The sequence below is a fragment of the Pseudomonas azerbaijanorientalis genome (assembly GCF_019139795.1).
GTDB lineage: Bacteria > Pseudomonadota > Gammaproteobacteria > Pseudomonadales > Pseudomonadaceae > Aquipseudomonas > Aquipseudomonas laurylsulfatiphila.
Map to the genome: position 1 here is coordinate 524,279 of NZ_CP077078.1, position 24,357 is coordinate 548,635.

The 24,357-nt window shown below is 61.4% G+C and carries 23 protein-coding genes and 1 pseudogene; 13 read left to right on the forward strand and 11 right to left on the reverse strand.

Features of this window, described 5'->3' with window-relative positions; genetic code table 11:
* Positions 1-37: 37 nt before the first annotated feature.
* The 10 genes from hutH (KSS91_RS02330) to mdoH all read left to right on the forward strand — a co-directional run bounded on the left by hutH (KSS91_RS02330) (position 38) and on the right by mdoH (position 13,920).
* Complete coding sequence (hutH, locus tag KSS91_RS02330; protein ID WP_217836938.1) at positions 38-1,561, forward strand: histidine ammonia-lyase; 1,524 nt, start codon at positions 38-40, stop codon at positions 1,559-1,561.
* Between the two features lie 119 nt (positions 1,562-1,680).
* On the forward strand, positions 1,681-3,213 hold the full coding sequence (hutH, locus tag KSS91_RS02335; RefSeq protein ID WP_217836939.1) for a histidine ammonia-lyase: 1,533 nt from the start codon (positions 1,681-1,683) through the stop codon (positions 3,211-3,213).
* Between the two features lie 215 nt (positions 3,214-3,428).
* The gene (hutI, locus tag KSS91_RS02340; protein ID WP_217836940.1) at positions 3,429-4,634 is read left to right on the forward strand and encodes an imidazolonepropionase; all 1,206 of its coding nucleotides are present in this window, start codon (positions 3,429-3,431) and stop codon (positions 4,632-4,634) included.
* Between the two features lie 10 nt (positions 4,635-4,644).
* The gene (hutG, locus tag KSS91_RS02345) at positions 4,645-5,448 is read left to right on the forward strand and encodes an N-formylglutamate deformylase (protein WP_217836941.1); all 804 of its coding nucleotides are present in this window, start codon (positions 4,645-4,647) and stop codon (positions 5,446-5,448) included.
* A 263-nt stretch (positions 5,449-5,711) separates the two neighbouring features.
* Entirely contained in the window at positions 5,712-6,659 is a 948-nt protein-coding gene (locus tag KSS91_RS02350) for a choline ABC transporter substrate-binding protein (RefSeq protein ID WP_217836942.1), read from the forward strand.
* A 146-nt stretch (positions 6,660-6,805) separates the two neighbouring features.
* Positions 6,806-7,711 (forward strand): alpha/beta hydrolase, encoded by a 906-nt coding sequence (locus KSS91_RS02355; protein ID WP_217836943.1) that lies wholly within the window; start codon positions 6,806-6,808, stop codon positions 7,709-7,711.
* 104 nt (positions 7,712-7,815) lie between these two features.
* The gene (pip, locus tag KSS91_RS02360) at positions 7,816-8,787 is read left to right on the forward strand and encodes a prolyl aminopeptidase (RefSeq protein ID WP_217836944.1); all 972 of its coding nucleotides are present in this window, start codon (positions 7,816-7,818) and stop codon (positions 8,785-8,787) included.
* Complete coding sequence (dtd, locus tag KSS91_RS02365) at positions 8,784-9,221, forward strand: D-aminoacyl-tRNA deacylase (RefSeq protein WP_015093112.1); 438 nt, start codon at positions 8,784-8,786, stop codon at positions 9,219-9,221. Before pip ends, dtd begins: the two co-directional genes overlap by 4 nt.
* Positions 9,222-9,542: 321 nt before the next feature.
* The gene (locus tag KSS91_RS02370; protein ID WP_015093113.1) at positions 9,543-11,357 is read left to right on the forward strand and encodes a glucan biosynthesis protein G; all 1,815 of its coding nucleotides are present in this window, start codon (positions 9,543-9,545) and stop codon (positions 11,355-11,357) included.
* Complete coding sequence (gene mdoH / locus KSS91_RS02375) at positions 11,350-13,920, forward strand: glucans biosynthesis glucosyltransferase MdoH (protein WP_217836945.1); 2,571 nt, start codon at positions 11,350-11,352, stop codon at positions 13,918-13,920. Before KSS91_RS02370 ends, mdoH begins: the two co-directional genes overlap by 8 nt.
* A 199-nt stretch (positions 13,921-14,119) precedes the next feature.
* Here mdoH and KSS91_RS28665 read toward each other — a convergent pair whose 3' ends face one another.
* From KSS91_RS28665 to ubiE, 11 genes and pseudogenes are all read right to left on the reverse strand, one after another.
* On the reverse strand, positions 14,120-14,992 hold the full coding sequence (locus KSS91_RS28665) for a methyl-accepting chemotaxis protein (RefSeq protein ID WP_420832649.1): 873 nt from the start codon (positions 14,990-14,992) through the stop codon (positions 14,120-14,122).
* Positions 14,975-16,036, reverse strand: a pseudogene (locus tag KSS91_RS28670) (methyl-accepting chemotaxis protein); the annotation flags it as partial. The gene KSS91_RS28665 and the pseudogene KSS91_RS28670, both read right to left, overlap by 18 nt.
* A gap of 205 nt (positions 16,037-16,241) precedes the next feature.
* Positions 16,242-16,949, reverse strand: a complete 708-nt coding sequence (locus KSS91_RS02385; protein WP_217836947.1) for a 16S rRNA (uracil(1498)-N(3))-methyltransferase — start codon at positions 16,947-16,949, stop codon at positions 16,242-16,244.
* Positions 16,946-17,740: a twin-arginine translocase subunit TatC gene (tatC, locus tag KSS91_RS02390; protein WP_217836948.1), complete on the reverse strand. Its 795-nt coding sequence runs from the start codon at positions 17,738-17,740 to the stop codon at positions 16,946-16,948. Before tatC ends, KSS91_RS02385 begins: the two co-directional genes overlap by 4 nt.
* Positions 17,737-18,186, reverse strand: a complete 450-nt coding sequence (gene tatB / locus KSS91_RS02395; RefSeq protein WP_217836949.1) for a Sec-independent protein translocase protein TatB — start codon at positions 18,184-18,186, stop codon at positions 17,737-17,739. The genes tatC and tatB overlap by 4 nt, the downstream gene beginning before the upstream one ends.
* Positions 18,187-18,196: 10 nt before the next feature.
* Positions 18,197-18,469: a twin-arginine translocase TatA/TatE family subunit gene (locus tag KSS91_RS02400; RefSeq protein ID WP_015093120.1), complete on the reverse strand. Its 273-nt coding sequence runs from the start codon at positions 18,467-18,469 to the stop codon at positions 18,197-18,199.
* A 25-nt stretch (positions 18,470-18,494) separates the two neighbouring features.
* On the reverse strand, positions 18,495-18,827 hold the full coding sequence (locus tag KSS91_RS02405) for a phosphoribosyl-ATP diphosphatase (protein ID WP_007975564.1): 333 nt from the start codon (positions 18,825-18,827) through the stop codon (positions 18,495-18,497).
* Positions 18,820-19,221 carry a phosphoribosyl-AMP cyclohydrolase gene (hisI, locus tag KSS91_RS02410; protein ID WP_108230768.1) on the reverse strand — a complete coding sequence of 134 codons (402 nt, stop codon included), beginning with the start codon at positions 19,219-19,221 and terminating at the stop codon, positions 18,820-18,822. Before hisI ends, KSS91_RS02405 begins: the two co-directional genes overlap by 8 nt.
* Before the next feature lie 80 nt (positions 19,222-19,301).
* Entirely contained in the window at positions 19,302-20,906 is a 1,605-nt protein-coding gene (gene ubiB, locus KSS91_RS02415; RefSeq protein ID WP_015093122.1) for a ubiquinone biosynthesis regulatory protein kinase UbiB, read from the reverse strand.
* Positions 20,903-21,526 (reverse strand): ubiquinone biosynthesis accessory factor UbiJ, encoded by a 624-nt coding sequence (locus KSS91_RS02420; RefSeq protein WP_126048766.1) that lies wholly within the window; start codon positions 21,524-21,526, stop codon positions 20,903-20,905. Before KSS91_RS02420 ends, ubiB begins: the two co-directional genes overlap by 4 nt.
* Positions 21,526-22,296, reverse strand: a complete 771-nt coding sequence (gene ubiE, locus KSS91_RS02425) for a bifunctional demethylmenaquinone methyltransferase/2-methoxy-6-polyprenyl-1,4-benzoquinol methylase UbiE (protein WP_007975568.1) — start codon at positions 22,294-22,296, stop codon at positions 21,526-21,528. The genes KSS91_RS02420 and ubiE overlap by 1 nt, the downstream gene beginning before the upstream one ends.
* 155 nt (positions 22,297-22,451) lie before the next feature.
* On the opposite strand from ubiE, the gene KSS91_RS02430 reads away from it, so the two are divergent.
* The 3 genes from KSS91_RS02430 to KSS91_RS02440 all read left to right on the forward strand — a co-directional run bounded on the left by KSS91_RS02430 (position 22,452) and on the right by KSS91_RS02440 (position 24,263).
* On the forward strand, positions 22,452-22,727 hold the full coding sequence (locus KSS91_RS02430; protein WP_015093124.1) for a polyhydroxyalkanoic acid system family protein: 276 nt from the start codon (positions 22,452-22,454) through the stop codon (positions 22,725-22,727).
* Positions 22,728-22,972: 245 nt separating this feature from the next.
* Entirely contained in the window at positions 22,973-23,395 is a 423-nt protein-coding gene (locus KSS91_RS02435) for a phasin family protein (protein WP_217836950.1), read from the forward strand.
* Positions 23,396-23,405: 10 nt separating this feature from the next.
* The gene (locus tag KSS91_RS02440) at positions 23,406-24,263 is read left to right on the forward strand and encodes a phasin family protein (RefSeq protein WP_217836951.1); all 858 of its coding nucleotides are present in this window, start codon (positions 23,406-23,408) and stop codon (positions 24,261-24,263) included.
* The last annotated feature ends 94 nt before the right edge of the window (positions 24,264-24,357 follow it).

The following is a 24,357-nucleotide window of genomic DNA, read 5'->3' on the forward strand; positions in this document are numbered from 1 at the left end:
GCGGTGAAGCTGCATCAATATTTGGATGAGGTTGAAGATGTCCCGGGCTGAAAAAATCGTTATCACCCAAGCGCAGGTCACTTGGCAGGATGTGGTCGCCGTCGCTCGTCATGGCGCGCAGCTTGAGCTGTCGGCGCCGATCTGGGCGCGCATCGAAAACGCCCAGGCCATCGTCCAGCGCATCGTCACCAGCGGCCAACGTGCCTACGGCATCAACACCGGCCTGGGCGCGCTGTGCAACGTCTCGCTGCAGGACGAGCAACTCAGCCAGTTGTCGCGCAATACCTTGCTCAGCCACGCCTGCGGCGTTGGTGCACCACTGGCCGACGAGCAGACCCGTTCGATCATGTGCGCCGCCATCGTCAACTACAGCCACGGCAAATCCGGCCTGCACCGTCAGGTCGTCGAAGCGCTGCTGGCGCTGCTCAACCGCGGCATCACCCCGCAGGTGCCGTCCCAGGGTTCCGTGGGCTACCTGACCCACATGGCCCACATCGGCATCGCGCTGCTGGGCGTGGGCAATGTCAGCTATCGCGGGCAGATCGTTGCCGCGCAACAGGCGCTGGCCGAAGAAGGCCTGCAACCGGTCAAGCTCGGTGCCAAGGACGGTTTGTGCCTGGTCAACGGCACGCCGTGCATGACCGGCCTGAGCTGCCTGGCCATTGCCGACGCTACGCGCCTGCTGGAATGGGCCGACGTGATCGGCGCCATGAGCTTCGAAGCCCAGCGCGGGCAGATCGACGCGTTCGATGCCGAGATCATCGCACTCAAGCCGCACCCTGGCATGCAACAGGTCGGGATCAACCTGCGCGCCTTGCTGGACGGCAGTGAAGTGATTGCCCAGAGCAAAGGCATTCGCACGCAAGATGCCCTGAGTATTCGTTCGATCCCGCAAGTGCACGGCGCTGCGCGCGATCAACTTGTGCACGCGACCCGGCAGATCGAAACCGAACTCAACGGCGCCACCGACAACCCGCTGGTGCTGGGCACTGCGGACAACTATCGAGTGGTGTCCCAGGCCAACCCCCACGGCCAGTCCGTGGCCATGGCCGCGGACCTGCTGGCGATTGCCATGGCGGAAATCGGCTCGATTGCCGAACGTCGCCTGGACCGCTTGATCAACCCGCACGTCAGCGGCTTGCCGGCGTTCCTGGTGGCCAACCCGGGGGTGAACTCCGGGATGATGATCGTGCAATACGTGGCCGCTTCCCTGTGCGCGGAGAACCGCCAGCTGGCGCAACCGGCGGTGCTGGATAACTACGTGACGTCGGGCCTTCAGGAAGATCACCTGAGCCTTGGCACCAACGCAGCGCTGAAGCTGCATCGCGCCCTGGAAAACTGCACGCAGATCCTCGCCATCGAGTACCTGTTGGCGGCCCAGGCGTTTGAATTCTTGAAAGAACAACGCTTCGGCGCGGGCACCGATGCCGCTTGGCGTCTGCTGCGCGAGCGCGTTCCGGCTTACGACCAGGACCGTTGGCTGGCGCCGGACATTGCCGCCGCTGCCGGCGTTCTGAAAGACCCTGCTTTGCTGAAAAAAACCTTACCGAACTTGAACTGATTTCCATACAAGACCAGCGTGCCAAGGCGCCAGCCCCCTTAAAAGGGGGGAAGCGACGGACAACGGATATTTCCGGAGCGTCTGGTAGTTAACAACAAACTCTCAAAAGGAGAATGAACATGACTGCGCTTAATTTGATTCCCGGCCAACTGAGCCTTGCCCAACTGCGTGATGTCTATCAGCAACCGGTCAAACTGACCCTCGATCACAGCGCTGCAGCTCAGATCGAAGCCAGCGTGGCTTGCGTGGAGCAGATCCTAGCCGAGAACCGCACCGCCTACGGCATCAACACCGGTTTCGGCCTGCTGGCCTCGACCCGCATCGCCAGCGAAGACCTGGAAAACCTGCAGCGCTCGCTGGTGCTGTCCCACGCCGCCGGTGTCGGCCAGCCGATCAGCGACGAACTGGTGCGCCTGATCATGGTGCTCAAGGTCAACAGCCTGAGCCGTGGTTTCTCCGGCATCCGCCGTGTGGTGATCGACGCGCTGATCGCCCTGATCAACGCCGAGGTGTACCCGCACATTCCACTGAAAGGTTCGGTGGGTGCCTCCGGTGATCTGGCGCCTCTGGCCCACATGTCGCTGGTGCTGCTGGGCGAAGGCAAGGCACGCTACAAAGGCGAGTGGATGGAAGCCACCGAAGCGCTGAAAGTTGCCGGCCTGACCCCGCTGACCCTGGCCGCGAAAGAAGGCCTGGCGCTGCTCAACGGTACCCAGGTGTCCACTGCTTTCGCCCTGCGCGGCCTGTTCGAAGGTGAAGACCTGTTCGCCGGTGCCCTGGCACTGGGCGGCCTGACCGTGGAAGCGGTACTGGGTTCGCGCTCGCCGTTCGACGCCCGCATCCACGCGGCCCGTGGCCAGAGAGGCCAGATCGACGCGGCCGCCGCTTATCGCGATCTGCTCGGCGAGCGCAGCGAAGTCTCCGATTCCCATGAAAACTGCGAGAAGGTCCAGGACCCGTATTCCCTGCGTTGCCAGCCGCAAGTCATGGGCGCCTGCCTGACCCAGTTCCGTCAGGCCGCCGAAGTGCTGGCGATCGAAGCCAACGCCGTATCGGACAACCCGCTGGTGTTCGCCGCGGAAGGTGACGTGATTTCCGGCGGTAACTTCCACGCCGAACCGGTGGCCATGGCCGCCGACAACATGGCCCTGGCCATCGCCGAAATCGGCTCCCTGAGCGAACGCCGCATCTCGCTGATGATGGACAAGCACATGTCGCAACTGCCGCCGTTCCTGGTGGCCAACGGCGGCGTGAACTCCGGCTTCATGATCGCCCAGGTGACCGCCGCGGCACTGGCCAGCGAAAACAAGGCGCTGTCCCATCCGCACTCGGTGGACAGCCTGCCGACCTCCGCCAACCAGGAAGACCACGTGTCGATGGCGCCGGCGGCTGGCAAGCGTCTGTGGGAAATGGCCGAAAACACCCGTGGCATTCTCGCCGTGGAATGGCTGGCCGCGGTTCAGGGCCTGGACCTGCGCAACGGTCTGAAGACTTCGCCAAAACTGGAAAAGGCCCGCGCCATCCTGCGCAACGAAGTGCCGTTCTATGAGAAGGACCGCTTCTTTGCGCCGGACATCAATGCCGCGACCGAGCTGTTGGCTTCGCGTTGCCTGAACGAGCTGGTTTCGGCGAAGTTGCTGCCGAGCCTGTAAAGGTTCCAATGTAGGAGCTGCCGCAGGCTGCGATCTTTTGATCTTGTTTTTTAAAAGATCGCAGCCTCGTTGCACTCGACAGCTCCTACAGGAGGCGATTCGGTTTTGCGTCGCATAAAAATAATCAAGGACGAGCAATGCAACAGCCAGCAAAGGGTTTGAAACGCGGGCTCTCTGCCGACTTTTTCTCATCGATAACCTAACGGAGGCCAAGGATGAAAACGCTCTGGCAACACTGTCACGTCGCAACCATGGCGCAAGGCGTCTACTCGATCATCGAGGATGCGGCCATCGTGACGTCAGGCGCGCTCATTGAGTGGATCGGCCCGCGCGCTGAACTGCCGGCGGGGGATTACCCGGCCGTCAACGATCTTGAAGGCGCCTGGGTCACCCCGGGGCTGATCGACTGCCACACCCACACAGTGTTCGGCGGTAACCGCAGCGGTGAATTCGAAAAGCGCCTGCAAGGCGTCAGCTACGCGGAAATCGCCGCCAGCGGTGGTGGCATCGCCAGCACCGTGCGCGCCACCCGCGCGGCCAGTGAAGACGAACTGTTCGCCAGTGCCGCCAAGCGCCTGAAAAGCCTGATGCGCGACGGCGTTACCAGCATCGAAATCAAGTCCGGCTACGGCCTGGACCTGACCAACGAGCGCAAGATGCTGCGTGTGGCCCGTCGCCTCGGCGCCGAACTGCCCGTCAGCGTGCGCAGCACTTGTCTGGCCGCTCACGCCTTGCCGCCGGAATACACCGATCGCGCCGACGACTACATCGATCACATCTGCGCTGACATGCTGCCGGCCCTGGCGGCCGAAGGGCTGGTCGACGCGGTGGATGCATTCTGTGAATACCTGGCGTTCTCGCCGGCGCAGGTCGAGCGCGTATTCATCACCGCCCGGGAACTGGGCTTGCCGGTGAAGCTGCACGCCGAGCAATTGTCGTCGCTGCACGGCTCTAGCCTGGCGGCGCGTTACCACGCGTTGTCCGCCGATCACCTGGAATTCATGACCGAAGACGACGCCATCGCCATGGCTGAGTCCGGTACCGTCGCGGTGTTGCTGCCCGGAGCCTTTTACTTCCTGCGCGAAACCCAATTGCCGCCGATGGATGCCCTGCGCAAGCACGGCGTGAAAATCGCCATCGCCAGCGACCTCAACCCGGGCACCTCACCGGGACTGTCGTTGCGCCTGATGCTGAACATGGCCTGCACCTGCTTCCGCATGACCCCGGAAGAGGCCTTGGCGGGTGCCACGATTCACGCCGCTACCGCGCTGGGCATGGCCGATACCCACGGCTCGCTCGAGGCCGGCAAGGTCGCGGATTTCGTCGCCTGGCAAATCGATCGCCCGGCCGACCTGTCGTACTGGCTGGGCGGCGACCTGGAAAAACGCGTCGTGCGCCACGGCGTCGAGACAAATCTGTAGGAGAGCCGTTGTGGATAAGGTACTTAACTTCAAACAAGGCCGCGTACCGCTGCTGATCAGCATGCCCCACGCCGGTGTGCGTCTGACCCCGACAGTCGAGGCCGGCCTGATCCCCCAGGCGAAAAGCCTGCCGGACACCGACTGGCACATTCCGCAGTTGTATGACTTCGCCGCTGAACTGGGCGCCAGTACCCTGGCAGCCGAATACTCGCGGTTCGTCATAGACCTGAACCGTCCGTCTGACGACAAGCCGCTGTACGCGGGCGCGACCACCGGCCTGTATCCGGCCACGCTGTTCGACGGCGTGCCGTTGTTCCGTGAAGGGCTGGAGCCTTCGAAAGAAGAGCGTGCGACCTATCTGGAAAAGATCTGGACGCCGTACCACAGCACCCTGCAGCAGGAACTGGCGCGACTGAAGGCCGAGTTCGGCTACGCGCTGCTGTTCGATGCACACTCGATCCGCTCGATCATCCCGCACTTGTTCGATGGCAAGCTGCCGGACTTCAACCTCGGCACCTTCAATGGCGCCAGTTGCGATCCTCAGCTGGCGACCCGACTGGAAGCCATCTGCGCACGCCACGACAACTACACCCATGTGTTGAACGGACGCTTCAAGGGCGGCCACATCACCCGTCATTACGGCAACCCGGGCGAGAACATCCACGCAGTGCAACTGGAACTCGGGCAGTGCACCTATATGGAAGAGTTCGAGCCGTTCCGTTATCGCGCCGATCTGGCGGAGCCGACGCAGGTGGTGTTGAAGGAGTTGCTGCAAGGGCTGCTGGCCTGGGGCGAGAAGCACTACAACGCTTAATGCTTGGTATATAACCCTGTGGGAGCGAGCTTGCTCGCGATAGCTGTCTGTCAGTTACATCTATGTCGACTGATCCACCGCCATCGCGAGCAAGCTCGCTCCCACAGGTATGTGTTTATCTTGAAAGCGCGTCGGAACAGTCGCCACCGTGCAAAACACGGTCGTCACAGGTCGCTTTTACCGCTCGTCTGCTGCGTATTGTTCTGGCCACGGTGCACAAAGACACCGGCCCGACAATAATCCTGCCGCACGAGATCATCCTGATGAAAAGACTGTTCGCCCGCTGTCTCTCAATCTTCTGCGGCACCGCTCTCCTGAGCACCAGCGTCCTGGCCGCTGACGATCCCTCCTGCAAGACCGTGCGCATGGGCGTGGTCAACTGGACCGATGTGATTGCCACCAGTGGCATGGCCGATGTGCTGCTCAACGGTCTGGGCTACGAAAGCAAGCAAACCAGCGCTGTGCAGCAAATCATTTTCGCCGGCATCCGTGACAAGCGCCTCGACATCTTCCTCGGTTACTGGAAACCGGCGATGGACAAGAACATCGCACCCTTCTTGGCTGCCAATCAGGTGAAGGTCATGGACAAGCCGAGCCTGGCCGATGCCCAGGCCACCCTCGCGGTCCCTGACTACGTGGCAGCGGCCGGCCTGAAAACCTTCGCCGATATCGCCAGGTTCAAAGACCAGCTCGGCGGCAAGATCTACGGTATCGAGCCGGGCAGCGGTGCCAACACCACGATCAAGACGATGATCGAGACCAATCACTTCGGCCTCAAGGACTTCAAACTGATCGAGTCCGGTGAGGCCGGGATGCTGGCAGCCGTGCAGCGGGCGGTGAATCGCAAGGAGTTCGTGGTATTTGTCGGCTGGACCCCGCACCCGATGAACATCAACATGAAGATCGACTACCTGACCGGCAGCGAAGACGTGTACGGGCCGAACGAAGGTGCGGCGACCGTATCCACCGTCACCGCCCCGGATTACGCCGAGCGCTGCCCGAACGTCAATCGGTTGCTGGAGAACCTGACGTTCACCGCTGCCCAGGAAAGCCAGCTGATGGTACCGATCATGGAGCGCCAAACGGCTCAGGATGTCGCCAGAAAATGGCTGCGCGAGCATCCCGAAGACCTGCAGCGCTGGCTGGCGGGTGTCAGCAGTTTCGATGGCAAGGACGGCGTGGCGGCGGTTCAGGCCAGCCTGAAGAACTGACCCCAAAACCTGTGGGAGCGGGCTTGCTCGCGAAGGCGGATTGACAGTCGACATAGAGGTTGAATGTGCTGGCCCCTTCGCGAGCAAGCCCGCTCCCACAGGAAACTGTTCTTTCCATGCACCTCTGAAAGGCTGACACCAGGCTCATGGCTTCTTACCCGCTTTCCGAGCAAATGACGGCATTCGTCGAGAAAACCGTCAGTTTCAACAGCACCGACAGCAGCCTCGCCGGATTGCGCCAGGCCTACAGCGAGATGTGCCGGGCGTTTACTCCGGCACGTCCCGCCGGGTTGTATGTGGTCGACTTCGTGTTGTCCGGCGTTGCTGTCCGTTCCTATCAGCCACCGGCCAGCGGTACGTCGTGCATCGTTTACCTGCATGGTGGCGGCTGGGTGGTGGGGGACCTGGACTCCCACGATTTCATCTGCGCCGAATTGGCATCGACACTCGGTGTGCTGGTGATCGCCGTCGACTATCGCCGGGCACCGGAGCATCCGTTTCCCGCTGCGTTCGATGATTGCCTGAAGGTCTGGCGAGCGCTGCGCACCGGGCCGTTTCAACTCGATCCGGAGCGCATGCTGGTGGCCGGTGACAGTGCCGGTGGCAATCTCGCAGCAGCGTTGTGCCTGGCACTGCGCGATGCCGGCGAGCCGTTGCCGTGCGCGCAGGTTCTGATCTATCCGGGGTTGGGTGGCGATCACCGGCTGCCATCGCGCAGCGAGTGCATCGACGCGCCGTTACTCAGCAGCAGTGACGTCGATTGCTATCACGCCCTTTACCTGCAGGGCACCCGCCATCCGAGCGCCTACGCCATGCCGTTGCTCGCCACGGATTTCAGGGGATTGCCACCGGCATGGATCGCCGTGGCGCAATTCGACCCGTTGCGTGATGACGGCGTGCGGTATGCCAAGCGACTGAACGCTGCGGGCGGGACTGCCACGCTGTATGTCGGCGAGGGCCTGGTTCATGGCTGTTTGCGGGCCCGCGGGCAGGTGGCCGAGGTCGATGAGCTGTACCAGACCCTGTTCGGATACCTGGCGGCTAAACTCTGACTCCCCAGGGGCATGCTCATTGACGTAATTCGGGTTTATGATGCCGGACGGCAGAATAATAGAAGTCCCCCCAGGGATGACCTCGACCCCTTACGGAGTGCGCAATGCAGACTTTGTACCCGCAGATCAAACCCTACGCCCGGCACGATCTGGCCGTCGACGAGACCCACACGCTGTATGTCGACGAAAGCGGTTCACCGGAAGGTTTGCCGGTGGTGTTCATCCACGGCGGCCCCGGTGCCGGATGTGATGCCCAGAGTCGTTGCTTCTTCGATCCCAACCTGTATCGCATCGTTACCTTCGACCAGCGCGGCTGTGGTCGCTCCACTCCCCACGCCAGCCTGGAAAACAACACGACCTGGGATCTGGTCGCCGACCTGGAGCGGATTCGCCAGCACCTGGGCATCGACAAATGGGTGCTGTTTGGCGGCTCCTGGGGTTCGACCCTGGCGCTGGCCTATGCGCAAACCCATCCTGAGCGTGTACACGGTCTGATCCTGCGCGGGATTTTTCTGTGCCGTCCGCAGGAAATCGAATGGTTCTATCAGGCTGGCGCGAGTCGTCTGTTCCCCGATTACTGGCAGGACTACATCGCACCGATCCCGCTGGATGAGCGCGACGACTTGCTTACCGCGTTCCACAAGCGTCTGGTCGGCAACGACCAGATTGCCCAGATGCACGCGGCCAAGGCCTGGTCCACCTGGGAGGGTCGTACTGCGACCCTGCGTCCTAACCCGCTGGTGGTCGATCGCTTCTCCGAGCCACAGCGTGCATTGTCGATTGCCCGCATCGAATGCCACTACTTCAGCAACCACGCCTTCCTGGAGCCGAACCAGTTGATCCGCGACATGGGCAAGATCGCCCATTTGCCCGGCGTGATCATCCATGGCCGCTATGACGTGATCTGCCCGCTGGATAACGCCTGGGAATTGCATCAAGCCTGGCCGAACAGCGAACTGCAGGTCATCCGCGATGCCGGTCATGCCGCTTCCGAACCGGGCATCACCGACGCGCTGGTCCGCGCCGCCGATCAGATGGCCCGGCGTCTGCTCGACCTGGCGCCTGACGAGGCATGAAGGGCCTGCTGCAACGGGTGCGTGGCGCGCGAGTCGAGGTTGCCGGCGAAGTCGTGGGTGCCGTTGATCAGGGATTGCTGGTCCTGGTGGCCGTTGAGCCAGACGATACGCGGGCCAGCGCCGACAAACTTCTTAATAAACTGCTTAACTATCGGGTGTTCAGTGACGCTGAGGGCAAGATGAATCTGTCCCTGGCGGATGTGGGCGGAGGGCTGCTGCTGGTCTCTCAGTTCACCCTGGCTGCCGATACCAGAAGCGGGCTGCGTCCGGGTTTCTCGACTGCGGCCCCTCCGGCCTTGGGTGAGGAATTGTTCGACTATCTATTAAGCAAAGCGAAACAGGTGCATGGCACTGTGGCATCAGGTAGATTCGGCGCGGATATGCAGGTGCACCTGGTCAATGATGGCCCGGTCACCTTCCTGTTACAGACCTGAAAGCGCTTGAAACAAGTTTTTACGCTCATTTCGACTGAAAACAGGGCTTTATCGCGATAAATACTTTGTTACCCCTGATGCGTTGTAACGCGGCCTACTAGATAATCGCGCGCTACGGGGATCAGCGTTCGTTGGTCCATTTTGACTTAGGTAGAGACTTGTCTGGATCCGATTGGGGAATCATTTCGCCCCAGCGGAGTCGGAACAATGCTCGCCAACTTGGCAAGAGTGGTTTGCAAGGGCGGTTTTTTCAGACCGTACACCGTGCAGACCCTTTAACTGGCCGTTGGTTTTTTGATCTGTTTTCGGCGAGGGTTGCTCGTGATTGTTAGTCCCTGTAACGCACCAAAATTGTCTGTCAAACGGTTACGCAGCGCCCTGGTAGCGGGCTCTGCACTGCTCTGCCTGCTCAGCGCCGGCCAGCTTTGGGCATTCAGTCTGGATGATGTATCGGCCAAGGCAAAAGAGCTGGCCGCGCAGAAATACGAAGCGCCGCGCAGTAACCTGCCGAACGAGTTCCGCGAAATGAAGTTCGCGGACTACCAGAAAATTCGTTTTCTGACGGAAAAAGCCGAATGGGCTGATCAGAAGACGCCGTTCAAGCTGTCCTTCTATCACCAGGGCATGCACTTCGATACGCCGGTGAAAATCAACGAAATCACGGCGAACACCGTCGAAGAGATCAAATACGATCCAAGTCGTTTCGACTTCGGCGATGTGAAGTTCGACCCGAAAGCCACCGAGCAACTGGGCTACGCCGGTTTCCGTGTGCTGTACCCGGTCAACAAGGCCGACAAGCAAGACGAAATCATGACCATGCTCGGCGCGAGCTACTTCCGCGTCGTCGGCAAGGGTCACGTCTATGGCTTGTCCGCTCGCGGCATGGCCATCGATACCGCCTTGCCGTCCGGCGAAGAATTCCCGCGTTTTCGCGAATTCTGGATTCAACAGCCCAAGCCGGGCGACAAGCACCTGGTGATCTTCGCCCTGCTGGACTCTCCGCGTGCCACCGGTGCCTATCGCCTGACCCTGCGTCCGGGCAGCGACACCATCGTCGACGTCAAGGCTCAGATGTTCCTGCGTGACAAGGTCGGCAAACTGGGCATCGCGCCGTTGACCAGCATGTTCCTGTTCGGCGCCAACCAGCCATCGAAAGTACTGAACTACCGCCGCGAACTGCACGACTCCAGCGGCCTGGCGATCCATGCCGGCAACGGCGAGTGGATCTGGCGTCCGCTGAACAATCCGAAACACCTGGCGGTGAGCAACTTCAGCGTGGAAAACCCGCGCGGCTTCGGCCTGCTGCAACGTGGCCGCGACTTCAGCCACTACGAAGACCTCGACGACCGCTACGACAAGCGCCCAAGCGCCTGGATCGAGCCGAAGGGGGACTGGGGCAAGGGCACTGTCGACTTGGTCGAGATTCCGACCGCCGACGAAACCAACGACAATATCGTGGCCTTCTGGAACCCGGAAAAATTGCCGGAACCTGGCCAGCCGCTCGATGTCGCTTATCGTATGCACTGGACCATGGACGAAGCGGCGATTCACGCGCCGGACAGTGCCTGGGTCAAGCAAACTCTGCGTTCGACCGGTGACGTCAAGCAGTCCAACCTGATTCGTCAGCCCGATGGCAGCGTTGCCTACCTGGTGGACTTCGAAGGTCCATCCCTGGCGGCATTGCCGGCCGATGCCGAGGTTCGCAGTCAGGTCAGCATCGGCGACAACGCCGAGCTGGTAGAAAACAGCGTGCGCTACAACCCTGAAACCAAGGGCTGGCGCCTGACCCTGCGGATGAAGATCAAGGATCCGGGCAAGTCCACCGAGATGCGTGCTGCGCTGGTGCAGAACATCGTGCCGGCGGACCTGGCCAAGACGTCGATTCCGTCGTCCAACTCGTCGGTTGCCAAGGCCGACAAGGTTGCCGCCAAGCAACAAGAGAAAGCGGACAAGGAAGCCAGGCAAGCAGAGGCCAAGCAGGCTGAAGCCAAGCCTGTTGCAGATGCCAAGGACAAGGCCAATAAAGACGCCAAGCAGCCTGTCGCTGCCGACGCGGCCCCAGCCACACCGGAATCGGCGCCGACTGAAGAAGTCCTGACCGAGACCTGGAGCTATCAGTTGCCTGCCGATGAGTAACTCTCAAGTACGGCCAGAAACTCTTTCCGAGTATCTGGCGCATCTGCCGATGACCGACGAGCAGCGCGCGGAACTCGCGGGCTGCCAGTCTTTCAGCGAATTGCACGAACGCCTGTCGTCTTCGACGTTCGACGCCCCGACCGAAGCCGCCCAGGCTTCGGTCGGCAAACGCCTGACCCTGAGCACCGCCGAAGAGCTGCAGGACGCGGAAATGCTGGTGCTCGACGCCAACGGCCGGGTCTGCCTCAAGGCGACCCCGCCGATCCGGCGGACCAAGGTCGTGCCGGAGCCGTGGCGCACCAACATTCTGGTGCGTGGCTGGCGGCGGATGACCGGTCGTACCAACCCGCCGAAGCCGCCGAAGGACGAGCGTGTACTGCCGGCTGCGCGCTGGCGTACTGTCGGTTCGATCCGTCGCTACATTCTGTTGCTGCTGATGCTCGGCCAGACCATCGTCGCCGGTTGGTACATGAAAGGCATCATGCCGTACCAGGGCTGGTCGTTCGTCGACCTCAACGAAGTGCTGCACCAACCGCTGCTGCAAACCGCCACGCAAGTGCTGCCGTACGCTTTGCAGACCAGCATCCTGATCCTGTTCGGGATTCTGTTCTGCTGGGTATCGGCCGGTTTCTGGACCGCGCTGATGGGCTTCCTCGAATTGCTGACCGGCCACGATAAATACCGTATCTCCGGTAAAAGTGCCGGTAACGAGCCGATTCCAAAGGATGCGCGCACCGCACTGGTGATGCCGATCTGCAACGAAGACGTGCCTCGGGTGTTCGCCGGCCTGCGGGCGACCTTCGAGTCGGTTGCGGCCACGGGTGACCTGGACCGCTTCGATTTCTTCGTTCTCAGCGACAGTAACGACGCCGATATCTGTGTTGCCGAGCAACAGGCCTGGCTGGACGTCTGCCGCGAAGCCGGTGGCTTCGGCAAGATCTTCTATCGCCGCCGTCGTCGTCGCGTAAAACGCAAGAGCGGCAACCTCGACGACTTCTGCCGACGTTGGGGCGGTGATTACAAGTACATGGTCGTACTCGACGCCGACTCCGTGATGAGTGGTGAGTGCCTGACCAGTCTGGTGCGCCTGATGGAAGCCACGCCGGACGCCGGGATCATCCAGACCGCGCCACGGGCGTCGGGCATGGACACCCTGTATGCGCGCATGCAGCAGTTCGCCACTCGCGTGTATGGCCCGTTGTTCACAGCCGGCCTGCACTTCTGGCAACTGGGCGAGTCGCACTACTGGGGTCACAACGCGATCATCCGCATGAAGCCGTTTATCGATCACTGCGCCCTGGCGCCGTTGCCCGGTAAAGGCGCGTTCTCCGGTTCGATCCTGTCCCACGACTTCGTTGAAGCCGCGCTGATGCGCCGTGCCGGTTGGGGCGTGTGGATTGCCTACGATTTGCCGGGCAGCTATGAAGAACTGCCGCCGAACCTGCTGGACGAACTCAAGCGTGACCGTCGCTGGTGCCATGGCAACCTGATGAACTTCCGCCTGTTCCTGGTAAAAGGCATGCACCCGGTGCATCGCGCGGTGTTCCTGACCGGCGTGATGTCCTACCTGTCGGCGCCGCTGTGGTTCTTCTTCCTGGTGCTGTCGACCGCGCTGCTGGCGGTCAACACGCTGATGGAGCCGCAGTACTTCCTCGAACCGCGCCAGCTCTATCCGCTGTGGCCACAATGGCACCCGGACAAGGCGATTGCGCTGTTCTCGACCACCATCGTGCTGCTGTTCCTGCCGAAGCTGCTGAGCATCATCCTGATCTGGGCCAAGGGCGCGAAAGAGTTCGGCGGCAAGTTCAAGGTGACCCTGTCGATGCTGCTGGAGATGCTGTTCTCCATGCTGCTGGCGCCGGTGCGGATGATCTTCCACACCCGTTTCGTCCTCGCCGCGTTCCTCGGCTGGGCCGCGACCTGGAACTCGCCGCAGCGTGACGACGACTCCACGCCGTGGAGCGAAGCGATCAAGCGCCACGGTCCGCAAACCCTGCTGGGCTTCTTCTGGGCCCTGCTGGTGATCTGGCTGAACCCGAGCTTCCTGTGGTGGCTGGTGCCGATCGTCGGTTCGTTGATGCTGTCGATACCGGTGTCGGTGATCTCCAGCCGCGTGGGCCTGGGCCTGAAGTCCCGTGACGAGAGCCTGTTCCTGATTCCCGAGGAATACAATCCGCCACAGGCCTTGCTGGCCACCGACCAGTACACCCACGAAAACCGCTGGCACGCGCTGAGCGACGGCTTTGTCCGTTCGGTGGTCGACCCGCAGCAGAACGCCCTGGCGTGCTCGCTGGCGACCTCGCGGCACAATCAGGCTGAGCCGATTGAGTGGTTGCGGATCGAGCGGGTGCGGCACGCGATGAAGGTTGGACCTGAAGGCCTGACCAACAACGAGCGTGTGCAACTGCTGAGCGACCCGGTGGCATTGGCTCGCTTGCATGAACAGGTCTGGAGCGAAGGTCACCCGGATTGGCTGGGTGCCTGGCGCAAGTCGGTGAAGGCTGATCCCCATGCACCGTTGCTGCCGCTCAAGCCAATGAGCGAACAGCCTCAGTTGGCATGATAAAAAAACCCGCGAAAGCGGGTTTTTTTATGGCTTGAAGTTTGTTTTTGAGCTGCACCAGATTCTGTAACAGCGGTGTCTGGTCGATCGCTTTCGCGGGCAAGCCCGCTCCCACAGGGGACCGCATTTCAGTGTGGGAGCGGGCTTGCCCGCGAAGGCATCACCTCGGTCCTGAGTGAGCCGAGCTCTGCAGATCACCTCAAACCCTGAACTTGCCCACTAGCATCTGCAAATGCGTTCCCAGTCGTGCCAACTCAACGCTGGACGCTGCCGTCTCTTCACTGGCTGCCGAGGTCTGGTCCGACACATCCCGCACGTTCAGCACGCTGCGGTTGATCTCTTCGGCCACGGCGCTTTGCTGTTCGGCGGCAGCGGCGATCTGCTGGTTCATCGCCTGAATTGCCGAAACGGTGCGGGTGATGCTTTCCAGTGAGCCACCGGCGCGGCGGGTCAGTTCGACACTGCTGTCGGTCAGGGTGCGGCTGTTGTCCATGATGGTCGCCACTTGCTGCGTGCCGCTTTGCAGGCCGACGATCAGCTCTTCGATCTCTTCGGTGGATTTCTGGGTGCGCTGGGCCAGGCTGCGGACTTCGTCGGCGACCACGGCAAACCCACGTCCGGCCTCACCGGCTCGGGCTGCTTCAATCGCGGCGTTGAGCGCCAGCAGGTTGGTTTGCTGGGCCACGGACTTGATCACGTCGAGCACGCTGCCGATCTTGTCGCTTTCGCGCTTGAGTTCGCCCATGGCCTCGGTGGAGTGGCCGACTTCCGCGGCCAGGCGCTCGATCTGGGCGATGGCTTCGCCCACCACTTTGTCACCCTCACGGGCCTGCTGGTCGGCGGCGACGGCGGCTTCGGAGGCCTCTTCGGCGTTGCGCGCCACTTCCTGCACGGTGGCGGCCATTTCATTCATGGCGGTGGCGACCTGATCGGTCTCGACTTTCTGGCTGTTGACCCCGGCGCTGGTCTGCTCGGTGACTGCGGACAGCTCTTCAGCGGCGCTGGCAATCTGCGTGACGCCATCGCTGATGCCGCCGATCAGTTCGCGCAAGCCCTGGGTCATGCTCTGCATGGCGCGCTGCAACTGGCCGAGTTCGTCGCGACGCTGCGACGTCAGGTTGTGGGTCAGGTCGCCGCTGGCAACGCGCTCAGCGACAGCCAGGGTCTGGTTCAACGGAATGATGATCTGCCGGGTGATGGTCCAGGCGGCCAGCAGGCCGAAGGCGATGGCCAGAACGGTGGCAAGGGTCAGCATGTTCTTGGCGTGGGCGGCGTCGGTGTCACGCACGACGGTTTGCGAGACGGTGAGTTTCTGGCTCATGTCCAACAGGATGTCGCCTTGGGCGGACATGCGTACCAGGGCCTTGGCGCTGGCCACCTGGGAGTCGCGGAACTGGCTGACGGCGGCGCGGTAGGCCTTCAGTGAATCAGTCGCCTGTTGCAGGTTGGCGATGTGTTCTTCAGGCAGTTTGGCCGGCAGGCTCTCGAGGTTCTTCAGGGCGTTATCGATCGCGTCGAAGGCTGGCTGTTCGGCTTCGCTCTTGCCGCTGTAGGTGTAGCCGCGAACCTGGAAGCGCGCCTGCTGGATCAGTTTGCTCAGGTCGATCACGCTATTGAATGCTGCGACGCTGTCGCCTTGCAGCATGGATTTTTCCACTTCGGCGACACGGGCCACGGCGTTGTCGGCGGTGGCGCCGAGTTTGCTGCGGGCATCTTCACGCTGGGCGCCGGCCTGGGTCATGTCGTTGAAGGCACGACGGTATTCGGCGACAGCGGCCAGTTGTTGATCGACCATGGCTGTGTCGGCCGGTTGTTCGATCAGGCTGCGGGCGGTCTGCAGCCCGCTTTCGAGTTTGCCCAGCAGATCGTTGACGGCACCGGGGCCTTGTTCACCACGACGCATCTCGTAATCCAGGCGTGCAATGCGCAGGTCCTTGGTCAGGTCGTTGAGACTGGCGATGAATCCCAGTTTATCGCCACGGCTGGTGACGCCGCTCAGGCCGCTCCAGCCGGTGAAGGTGATCAGCAGGGTCAGTAACAGCACCAGGCCGAAGCCGATCCCCAGCTTGCGTTTGACGCTGACGTTTCCCAGATTCTCGGCTAGCCATTGGTACATGCTGAAACTCCCCGGACCACAATTTGGTTTTATGGGGGATGTATCGGCAGGGGAACCTGAATCTGTAGGCGCTGCCCGATGTACGGACGGATGATGACTTGTGGGAGCGGGCTTGCTCGCGAAAGCGGAGTGTCAGTCACTTCAATGCCGACTGATACACCGCCTTCGCGAGCAAGCCCGCTCCCACAGGGGATTGTGTCCGGGATTAGAAAAGGCGGGCCAGCAGCGCGGTCACGGCGGTTTCGACGCGCAGGATGCGCTCGCCCAGTTGTACCGGTTGCAGGCCGGATTTGCCCAGCAGGTCGATCTCGTAGGGAATCCAGCCACCCTCGGGGCCGATGGCCAGGGTCACCGGTTCGCTGAGTGCGCGAGGGCAGGGCGGGTAATTGCCGGGATGCCCCACCAGGCCAAGGGTGCCGTCGGTGATCGCCGGCAAACGGTCCTCGACGAACGGCTTGAAGCGCTTCTCGATGACGACTTCCGGCAGCACGCTGTCCCGGGCCTGTTCGAGGCCGAGGATCAATTGCTCGCGAATGGCCTCGGGCTCCAGGAAGGGGGTCTGCCAGAAGCTCTTCTCGACGCGATAGCTGTTGACCAGCACGATACGTGGCACACCCATGGCCGCCACGGTCTGGAACACCCTGCGCAGCATCTTGGGGCGTGGCAGGGCCAATACCAGGGTCAATGGCAGCTTGGCCGGTGGCGGTTGGTCGAGGGTGACGCGCAATTCCGCTTCGTCGGCGTCCAGGCGCAGCACTTCGGCTGAGCCCATCAGCCCGCCGATCCGCCCGACGCGCATGCTGTCACCCACTTCGCAGCGGTGGACTTCCTGCATGTGTGTCAGCCGGCGATCACGCAGGATCACCCGGTCGGTCGCAATGAAGTCGGCCTCTTCAAGGAGCAGCAGGTTCACGCTTGGGTCGCTGGCGGCTGGTCGTTGTGATCGTCAGCCGGTTGGTCTTCCGGATGGTCGCCACGTTTGCTGATCAGGCTGCTGAACAGAATGCCGATTTCGAACAACAGCCACATCGGCACGGCCAGCAGGGTCTGCGAGAAGATGTCCGGCGGCGTCAGGATCATGCCGACCACGAAGCAGCCGATGATCACGTACGGGCGGATCTTCTTCAGGTATTTGACGTCGACCACGCCGATCCAAACCAGCAGCACAACGGCCACCGGGATCTCGAACGCCACGCCAAAGGCGAAGAACAGCGTCATGACGAAATCGAGGTAGCTGGTGATGTCGGTCATCATTTCCACGCCGGCCGGGGTGGCGGCGGCGAAGAACTTGAAGATCAGCGGGAACACCAGGAAGTAGGCGAAGGCCATGCCGGCGTAGAACAGAAAGATGCTGGAGACCAGCAAGGGCACGGCAATGCGCTTTTCATGCTTGTACAGGCCCGGGGCGATGAAGCCCCAGATCTGGTGCAGGATCACCGGGATCGCCAGGAACAGCGAGACCATCATTGTCAGCTTCAGCGGCGTCAGGAATGGCGACGACACGTCGGTGGCAATCATCGTCGCGCCGGCGGGCAGGTACGCACGTAGCGGAGTCGAGACGAAGGTGTAGATCTGCTGGGTGAAGGCGAACAGGCCGGCGAAGATGATGAAAATCGCCGCTACGCAGCGCAGCAGTCGGGTACGCAACTCGGTGAGGTGCGAAACCAGCGGCATGTGCTGGTCGTTTTCAGGAAGATCGCTCATGGGGCTCGCGGCGGCAGTGTTGGGTCATGAGGGGCCGGCGCAACGGGCGCAGCCGCAGGTGTAACGGGTTCAACCGCAGTGGTTGCAGCAACAATCGGCGCAGGCTCGACAGCCGCAACAGCAGGCGTTGTCGCGGCAGCGGGGGCAGTTGCTTGAATCGTCTGCGCACCCACATGCTCGAGCGGCGTCGGCTCCTGCTGGGTCGGCGTGAAGATTTTCCGCGCCTCCTGCTCAAGCGACAGGATGTGTTCGTTGTGCAGTTGCCGACGAATCTCGTCGGCACCGATTTCACGTTCAACTTCCTGTTTGATTGCGTTGAAGCTGCGCTTCAGGCGTCCGACCCACAGGCCAGCGGTGCGCGCAGCGCCCGGCAAGCGCTCGGGACCCAGCACCAGCAGGGCGACGAGGCCGACGAGCAGCAGTTCAGAGAAGCTGATACCAAACATTAGTCAGTGCTCACACGTCTTTGCGGATCGGCTCTTCGACTTTCTGTGCCTGCACGTCGATGGTGTGCGGCTGGTTCACAGTGGTCTGTGGCTGGACCGGTGGAACCGGTTGGGCCGGGGTCGCATTCGGGTCGGCCGGTTTTTCGTCGTCGTTCATGGCTTTCTTGAAGCCCTTGATCGATTCGCCGACGTCGGTGCCAAGGTTTTTCAATTTCTTGGTGCCGAATACCAGTACCACGACAACCAGGATGACGACCCAATGTTTCCAGTCAAAAATGCCCATGCTGCTGCTCCTCTCTAATAGTTATTCAGGCGGACGGGCGCGAGGCTTTCTCGGCGTGTCCGGAGAGACCGAAACGACGGTCCAGTTCATCGAGTACAGCCTGCGGATGCTGCCCCAATTGGGCGAGCATGACCATGCTGTGGAACCACAAATCGGCGGTTTCGTAGATCACATCGCTGCAGTCGCCGCTGACGGCGGCGTCCTTGGCAGCAATGATGGTCTCGACCGACTCTTCGCCGACTTTTTCCAGAATCTTGTTCAAACCCTTGTGATACAGGCTGGCGACATACGAGCTGTCGGCGGCGGCGCCTTTGCGCTCTTCCAGCACCTCGGCCAGGCGGGTCAGTGTGTCACTCATGTTTGTGCCCTGCGCAATAGATGGCATGCGGATCTTTAAGGACCGGGTCGACCGTTGTCCAGTCGCCGTTCTCGTAGACGCGATAGAAGCAGCTCTGGCGGCCAGTATGACAGGCGATGTCGCCGATCTGCTCGACCATCAGGATGATGACGTCGGCGTCGCAGTCCAGGCGCATCTCATGCAGGGTCTGCACGTGGCCGGACTCTTCGCCCTTGCGCCACAGCTTGCCACGCGAGCGCGACCAGTAGATGGCGCGGTTCTCGGCCGCCGTCAGTTCCAGTGCCTCGCGGTTCATCCAGGCCATCATCAGGACGCGCCCGGTCTTGTAGTCCTGGGCAATCGCCGGCACCAGGCCGTCGGCATCCCATTTGATCTCGTCCAGCCAGTTTTTCATCTTCGACTCCGACAGCGAGCCCGACACTTCATTAGTCAGGCTCAACGTTGAAACAGTGTGCCAGTGCGCAGCACAACTGGCTATCGGCGCACGACCAGATACAAACCGACGGCCATCATGATGCCGGCCGGCCAATAGGCCAACTGGTTCAGCGGTCCGCCCGCGGCGAGGATCGCTCCACCGGCCAGGTGCGCCGTGCCGAGCAGGCGCAGGAACCAGTCGTCCCGGCGTCGGTGCCACGCTGGCGGCGGGTCGTAGGCGTGGGGCTGGGACATGCGTTCGAGCAGGTCGCGGGCCATGTTGGCCAGGTGCGGGATCTGCTCGAACTGACTGTGCACGTTGCCGAGCAGGGCTTTGGGGCTGACCCGCTCGCGCATCCAGCGTTCGAGGAACGGCTGCGCGGTGTTCCACAGGTCCAGGTCCGGGTATAGCTGACGGCCCAGGCCTTCGATGTTCAACAAGGTTTTTTGCAGCAGAACCAACTGCGGTTGAACCTCCATGTTGAAGCGCCGAGCGGTCTGGAACAGGCGCATCAGCACCTGACCGAAGGAAATATCTTTTAACGGTTTTTCGAAGATCGGCTCGCACACAGTACGTATCGCCGCTTCGAATTCGTTGAGTTTGGTTTCTGCCGGCACCCAGCCCGAATCGATGTGCAACTGCGCCACGCGACGGTAATCGCGCTTGAAGAAGGCGAACAGGTTGCGTGCCAGGTAGTCCTGGTCTTCCGGGGTCAGGCTGCCGACGATGCCGCAGTCGATGGCAATGTACTGCGGACTCCACGGATTCACGGTGCTGACGAAGATGTTGCCGGGGTGCATGTCGGCGTGGAAGAAGCTGTCGCGGAACACCTGGGTGAAGAAAATCTCCACGCCACGCTCGGCGAGCATTTTCATGTCGGTGCGCTGGTCGGCCAGGGTCGCCAGATCGGTGACCTGGATACCGTAGATGCGCTCCATCACCAATACTTTCGGCCGGCACCAGTCCCAATAGACTTGCGGCACGTACAGCAGCGGCGAGCCGTCGAAGTTGCGCTTTAACTGGCTGGCGTTGGCCGCCTCGCGCAGCAGGTCGAGTTCGTCGTAGATGGTTTTTTCATAATCGCTGACCACGTCCACCGGGTGCAGCAGGCGCGCATCGGCGGAGAGTTTTTCGGCGGCGCGGGCGAGGATGAACAGCCACGCCAGGTCCTGGGCGATCACCGGTTTGAGACCGGGGCGGATCACCTTGACCACCACTTCTTCGCCGGTTTTCAGTTGCGCGGCATGCACCTGCGCCACCGAAGCCGAGGCCAGCGGCTCGACATCGAAACGGCTGAACACGTCGCTGATTTTCTTGCCAAGCTGTTCTTCGATCAGCTTGACCGACACTTGCGAGTCGAACGGCGGCACGCGGTCCTGCAGCTTCATCAGTTCATCGGCGATGTCCTCGGGCAACAGGTCGCGGCGAGTGGACAGGATCTGCCCGAACTTGATGAATATCGGCCCCAGGTCCAGCAACGCCAGGCGCAGGCGCGCGCCACGGCTCAGGTCCAGGGTCTTGCGCGGGAACCAGCGCCACGGCAACGCGTAACGCAGCGCCCGCAGAAACCACGGTAGTGGCAGGGCGAACAGCAGGTCATCGAGGCGGTAGCGGATCACGACGCGCTGGATGCGCAACAAACGGCGGACGGCAAGCAGCTTCATGCGTTATCGCTTGGGTCGAGGGATCGGGAAAGGCGCTCGAAACGCGCCTCGAGACGTTCCAGATCGAGCTTGATCTGGTCCAGTTCACTGAATCGGGCTTCGGCTTCGCGCTGACCGACAAGGGTACGCGATTCTTCGGCCAGGTATTCGCCCAGGTTCTGGCCCAGGCTGGCAAAGCCTTGCTGGTACCAGCGGGCGCGACTGCGCAGGTGGCCGCCGACCAGTTGTGTGGCGACCGGGCCGAGCCAGCGCGAGAGCTCGTACTCCCAGTCCAGCTCCAGGTCCTGGAGGATCGCCGCCAGCTCCAGCAGCACGCCGCTGTCGCCATCGAGTTCGACTTCTGGGGCGTGCAGGACGGAAGTCTTGTCCTTGCTCGTGGCCAGTTTCAACAGGCTTGAGGCCGGTGCACGCAAGGTGCAGTCGGCTCCGGTTTCCCACTGGGAGGCGAGCATCAGGCCTTCGTCGCTGGGCAGGATGAACAGGTGCAGCGCAGGGCTGCGGCAATCGACGGCAATCACTTTGCCGGTCAGATGCGCCAGCCGCGGCAGCGCCGTGCTGTCGAGGCGCAGCACCCGGTTCAGGCCGAGTTCAACGCTGGCGAGCAGGCCGGCGAGCAGCATCAGGGCTTGATGCCGCGGTGCAGGGCAACGATGCCTGCGGTCATGTTGTGATAGGTCACGCGGTCGAAGCCGGCCTCGACCATCATCGACTTCAGGGTTTCCTGGTTCGGGTGCATGCGGATCGATTCGGCCAGGTAGCGATAGCTTTCCGAGTCGTTGGTGATCAGCTTGCCCATCAGCGGCATGAAGGCGAACGAATAGGCGTCGTAGGCCTTGGACATCAGCGCGTTGGTCGGCTTGGAGAATTCCAGCACCAGCAAACGGCCACCCGGCTTGAGCACGCGCAGCATCGAGCGCAGGGCGTCTTCCTTGTGGGTCACGTTGCGCAGGCCGAAAGCGATGGTCACGCAGTCGAAATGGTTGTCCGGGAACGGCAGTTTTTCCGCATCGGCCTGGACGAATTCGACGTTGCCGGCCACACCGAGGTCCAGCAGGCGGTCACGGCCAACCTTGAGCATGGACTCGTTGATGTCGGCCAGTACGACCTGGCCGGTCGGGCCTACCAGGTGCGAGAACTTCCTGGTCAGGTCGCCGGTGCCGCCGGCGATGTCGAGCACGCGATTGCCGGCGCGAACACCCGACAGTTCGATCGCGAAACGCTTCCACAGACGGTGCATGCCGCCCGACAGAAGGTCGTTCATCAGGTCGTACTTGGCGGCTACCGAGTGGAAAACCTCAGCGACTTTTTCCGCTTTCTGGCTTTCCGGAACGTTTTTGAAGCCGAAGTGAGTGGTGGGTTCGGCATCGCTGCCTTTGCGCTGATCAGTCATATCGCTGTCACCAAAAGAGAATGCGCGACATTCTAATCCCCAAGGCATGCTTTGTCTTGGCAAGGCTGAAGGTAAGATGGGCAACCATCGGGACGTTTTGACGCAGCAGAGGTCAAGATGCTCCGGGAAAGCATCCATAAAGCAGGAGTCATTCAATGGCCCGTATTAGTGTTGAACGTGCCCACGGCCTGGGTAAGGAAGCGGCTCGCGAGAAGGCCGACAAGCTGGCGCAGAAACTTTCCGATCAGTATGGCCTGGAGCCGCAGTGGTCCGGCGACACCCTGAACCTCAAGCGCTCGGGTGTGAAGGGTGCGGTGCATGTCAGTGAAGATTCGATCAAGGTCGATGTGGAGTTGGGTCTGATGATGTCGGCCATGAGCGGCATGATCAAAGCGGAAATCGAAAAGGCGCTGGATAAGGCCCTGGTCTGATTTTCTGGTTGAAATGAGATCCCCTGTGGGAGCGGGCTTGCTCGCGAAGGCAGTCTGTCAGTTGACCAGGATGTTGACTGACACGACGCCTTCGCGAGCAAGCCCGCTCCCACATTTAGTTTGCGGTGCTCTCAAAGGTTTATGTCATTTGTTAGGGTGCCGTTTCTAATTTTTCTCCCTACTTTGTGCCAGAGCCCGACACTTATCCGGGCAGTTCCTCAAACCTTCTGCGCGTGAGGTGCACCATGGCCAAAGTTATTTTGAAGAAAAAAATCGACGCATCGACCAGCACGCTGGGCGACGTCAAATCCTATGCCCGCAAGATCTGGCTGGCAGGCCTGGGCGCCTACGCCAAGGTCGGCCAAGAGGGCAGCGAATACTTTCAAGAGCTGATCAAGGCTGGTCAGGTTGTTGAAAAGAAAGGCAAAAAAGTAGTTGCTGAGAAACTTGAAGCGGCCAATGCCGAGATCGATGAAGTCAAGAGTGAAGTCAGCACTTTCAAAGGCCGTGTCGAAGTTCAACTCGACAAGGTCGAGAAGGTGTTCGACACGCGTGTCGCAAGTGCCTTGAATCGTATCGGCATTCCGTCTAAACATGACGTTGAGACACTCTCTGCTAAGCTCGATGAGCTGACGGCATTGCTCGAACGTGTCGCGCGTAAATCTTAAGGAGAACGGGATGGCTGTTAAAAAGAAAACCGAAAAAGAAGGCAGCTCGTGGATCGGGAAGGTTGAAGATTACTCCCGAAAAATCTGGCTGGCTGGTTTAGGCGTGTACTCGAAGATCGACACTGACGGCAGCAAACTCTTCGATGCATTGGTTAAGGACGGCGAGAAAGCCGAGAAACTCACCAAGAGCGCTGTTGGCAAGACAGTCGAGGCCGCCAAGGACTCCGCTTCTTCGGCCAAATCGCGCATCAGCGGCGTGAAAGATCGCGCACTGGGCAAGTGGGATGAGCTGGAAGGTGCTTTCGACAAGCGTCTGAACAGCGCCATCTCGCGTCTGGGTGTACCGAGCCGCAACGAAGTCAAGGCACTGCACAGCAAGGTCGAGACCCTGACCAAGCAAATCGAAAAACTGACCGGGGCCAAGGTTGCGCCTGTTGCGGCGAAAACCGCGGCAGCCAAGACTGCCGCCGCCAAGCCAGCCGCGAAAACTGCTGCCAAGCCACTGGCAAAAGCCGCGGCTAAACCAGCTGCCAAGCCAGCCGCGAAAACTGCAGCCGCCAAACCTGCAGCGGCCAAGCCAGCGGCCAAACCGGCTGCGGCGAAAGCTGTTGCCAAACCGGCTGCCAAGCCAGCAGCGGCCAAGCCTGCGGCTAAAACAGCTGCAGCCAAACCTGCTGCTGCGAAAAAACCTGCAGTGAAAAAGCCGGCAGCTCCAAAAGCCGCCGCGCCAAAACCAGCAGTAGCAGCTGCCAAGCCGGCAACCCCGGCAGCCGCTCCGGTCAGCGCCTCGAACTCCGCGACCGCGCCAACTCCTGCTGTCACCCCGACTGTCGCGCCAGCTCCATCAACGCCAACCAGTCAGTCCTGATTTTCAGGGCTCAAAAAAACGCCCGGCCTGCCAAGGTCGGGCGTTTTTGTTTGTGCGCGAATTTCTGAGCGACACAAGCCCACTGTGGGAGCGA

What these genes read in the sequence shown, in the direction of transcription:
- tatC (WP_217836948.1), bottom strand. Translation starts at nt 17,740, where the DNA reads ATGAGCGATCTTCCTGAAAACGACCAGCACATGCCGCTGGTTTCGCAC.
- tatB (WP_217836949.1), bottom strand. Translation starts at nt 18,186, where the DNA reads ATGTTTGGTATCAGCTTCTCTGAACTGCTGCTCGTCGGCCTCGTCGCC.
- KSS91_RS02350 (WP_217836942.1), top strand. Translation starts at nt 5,712, where the DNA reads ATGAAAAGACTGTTCGCCCGCTGTCTCTCAATCTTCTGCGGCACCGCT.
- ubiB (WP_015093122.1), bottom strand. Translation starts at nt 20,906, where the DNA reads ATGAAGCTGCTTGCCGTCCGCCGTTTGTTGCGCATCCAGCGCGTCGTG.
- hutH (WP_217836939.1), top strand. Translation starts at nt 1,681, where the DNA reads ATGACTGCGCTTAATTTGATTCCCGGCCAACTGAGCCTTGCCCAACTG.
- mdoH (WP_217836945.1), top strand. Translation starts at nt 11,350, where the DNA reads ATGAGTAACTCTCAAGTACGGCCAGAAACTCTTTCCGAGTATCTGGCG.
- KSS91_RS02435 (WP_217836950.1), top strand. Translation starts at nt 22,973, where the DNA reads ATGGCCAAAGTTATTTTGAAGAAAAAAATCGACGCATCGACCAGCACG.
- dtd (WP_015093112.1), top strand. Translation starts at nt 8,784, where the DNA reads ATGAAGGGCCTGCTGCAACGGGTGCGTGGCGCGCGAGTCGAGGTTGCC.
- KSS91_RS02400 (WP_015093120.1), bottom strand. Translation starts at nt 18,469, where the DNA reads ATGGGCATTTTTGACTGGAAACATTGGGTCGTCATCCTGGTTGTCGTG.
- KSS91_RS02405 (WP_007975564.1), bottom strand. Translation starts at nt 18,827, where the DNA reads ATGAGTGACACACTGACCCGCCTGGCCGAGGTGCTGGAAGAGCGCAAA.
- ubiE (WP_007975568.1), bottom strand. Translation starts at nt 22,296, where the DNA reads ATGACTGATCAGCGCAAAGGCAGCGATGCCGAACCCACCACTCACTTC.
- pip (WP_217836944.1), top strand. Translation starts at nt 7,816, where the DNA reads ATGCAGACTTTGTACCCGCAGATCAAACCCTACGCCCGGCACGATCTG.
- KSS91_RS02355 (WP_217836943.1), top strand. Translation starts at nt 6,806, where the DNA reads ATGGCTTCTTACCCGCTTTCCGAGCAAATGACGGCATTCGTCGAGAAA.
- KSS91_RS02420 (WP_126048766.1), bottom strand. Translation starts at nt 21,526, where the DNA reads ATGCTGCTCGCCGGCCTGCTCGCCAGCGTTGAACTCGGCCTGAACCGG.
- KSS91_RS28665 (WP_420832649.1), bottom strand. Translation starts at nt 14,992, where the DNA reads ATGCAGAGCATGACCCAGGGCTTGCGCGAACTGATCGGCGGCATCAGC.
- hutI (WP_217836940.1), top strand. Translation starts at nt 3,429, where the DNA reads ATGAAAACGCTCTGGCAACACTGTCACGTCGCAACCATGGCGCAAGGC.
- hutH (WP_217836938.1), top strand. Translation starts at nt 38, where the DNA reads ATGTCCCGGGCTGAAAAAATCGTTATCACCCAAGCGCAGGTCACTTGG.
- KSS91_RS02430 (WP_015093124.1), top strand. Translation starts at nt 22,452, where the DNA reads ATGGCCCGTATTAGTGTTGAACGTGCCCACGGCCTGGGTAAGGAAGCG.
- KSS91_RS02440 (WP_217836951.1), top strand. Translation starts at nt 23,406, where the DNA reads ATGGCTGTTAAAAAGAAAACCGAAAAAGAAGGCAGCTCGTGGATCGGG.
- hisI (WP_108230768.1), bottom strand. Translation starts at nt 19,221, where the DNA reads ATGAAAAACTGGCTGGACGAGATCAAATGGGATGCCGACGGCCTGGTG.